Source organism: Marinobacter sp. UBA2498 (assembly GCF_002341575.1).
Classification (GTDB): Bacteria; Pseudomonadota; Gammaproteobacteria; order Pseudomonadales; family Oleiphilaceae; genus Marinobacter; species Marinobacter manganoxydans.
This window is the reverse complement of record NZ_DDOI01000093.1, coordinates 18,798-20,273: the sequence shown is the minus strand read 5'-3', so window position 1 is coordinate 20,273 and position 1,476 is coordinate 18,798. Positions and strand designations below refer to the sequence as shown.

The 1,476-nt window shown below is 58.5% G+C and carries 2 protein-coding genes; both read left to right on the top strand.

Annotated elements, in window-relative coordinates; all coding sequences use genetic code 11:
- Nucleotides 1–244: type 2 periplasmic-binding domain-containing protein (locus B2W52_RS13050; RefSeq protein ID WP_476738535.1), on the top strand; the 244-nt coding region annotated here is incomplete at its 5' end.
- A gap of 73 nt (nt 245–317) precedes the next feature.
- A partial coding sequence (locus B2W52_RS13045) for a monovalent cation:proton antiporter-2 (CPA2) family protein (protein ID WP_286803463.1) occupies nt 318–1,476 on the top strand: 1,159 nt, incomplete at its 3' end.

The following is a 1,476-nucleotide window of genomic DNA, read 5'->3' as shown; positions in this document are numbered from 1 at the left end:
CGGTATACCCTACAGAATTGCCTACACCTGCGAGCACTGTTCAGGGCAGGAGGCTGCAATGTTGGCGGATCTCGCCGTGGCCCCGTTTCCGCAAAGCCTGATACACCCGCCCCTGAAAGAGGTGGCCGGTGACAGTCTGCCGGCGATCGGCTTTTATCAGCTGGCGCTGGTACGCCGGGGTTCAAATCCACTGAATGATGCCCTCGCGTCCCATGTGAAAGACGCCTTCCAGAGTCTACGCTGAACACAGCGGCCTGGAGCGCTTGCCTGTAGGATATGCAGCCAGACTGACGGATTCCGGATCAAGGACACAATTGATGACAGTTTATTTTGTTCAGGCCTTTATTTATCTGGCTGCCGCGGTGATTGCTGTGCCCCTGGCAAAACGTTTTGGCCTGGGCTCTGTACTCGGCTACCTGGTGGCGGGTGTGGTGATTGGCCCGGTGACCGGGCTGGTTGGCCAGGAAGCCAATACTATCCAGCACTTTGCCGAGTTTGGCGTGGTGATGATGCTGTTTCTGGTTGGTATGGAGCTTGATCCCAAGGCGCTCTGGGCCATGAGGATCCGCCTGGTCGGGCTGGGAGGACTTCAGGTGTTACTCACAGCAGCCGCCGGTATGGCCGTGGCCGCGTGGCTCGGGCTTCAGTGGCAGACGGCCCTTGCGGTCGGTCTGATCTTTGCCCTGTCATCCACCGCTATTGTCTTGCAGACTCTCAACGAAAAAGGGTTGGGCAAAACCGAGGGTGGGCGCAGTGCCTTCTCGGTCCTGCTGTTTCAGGACATCGCTGTAATTCCGATGCTTGCACTGATTCCCTTGCTGGCTCTGCCGGAACTGATGGACGCTTCGGGCACCTCCGCTGACCACAGCGGTCATCTCAATCTGGTGAACAGTCTGCCGGGTTGGGCTCATGGGCTGGTTTTGGTGGCGGCCATCGGAGCGGTAATTGTGGGCGGCCACTACCTGAGCCGGCCCCTGTTTCGTTATGTGGTGCAGTCGGGCTTGCGTGAAGTATTCACCGCCACGGCGCTGATGCTGGTCATCGGGATTGCGGCCCTGATGAGTCTGGTAAATCTGTCCCCGGCGCTTGGGGCCTTCCTGGCTGGTGTCGTTCTGGCTAACAGTGAATTCCGGCATGAGCTGGAAGCGAACATCGAACCGTTCAAGGGACTGTTGCTGGGCCTGTTCTTCATCACCGTTGGCGCGGGCATCAACTTAGATGTGTTGTCCGAGCAATGGAGTACGGTGGTGTCACTTGCGGTTGCGGTGATCGCCGTCAAGGCCGCGATTCTGCTCGGCCTGGCGTTGCTGTTCCGGGTTCATGGCAGTAATGGCTGGCTGTTTACGCTGTCCCTGGCACAGGCCGGTGAGTTTGGCTTTGTGCTTCTGACCTACAGTGTCCAGAACAACGTGATTCCCATGGAAACGTCACAGGTCCTCTCACTGGTGGTGGCGCTGTCGATGTTCCTGACGCCGT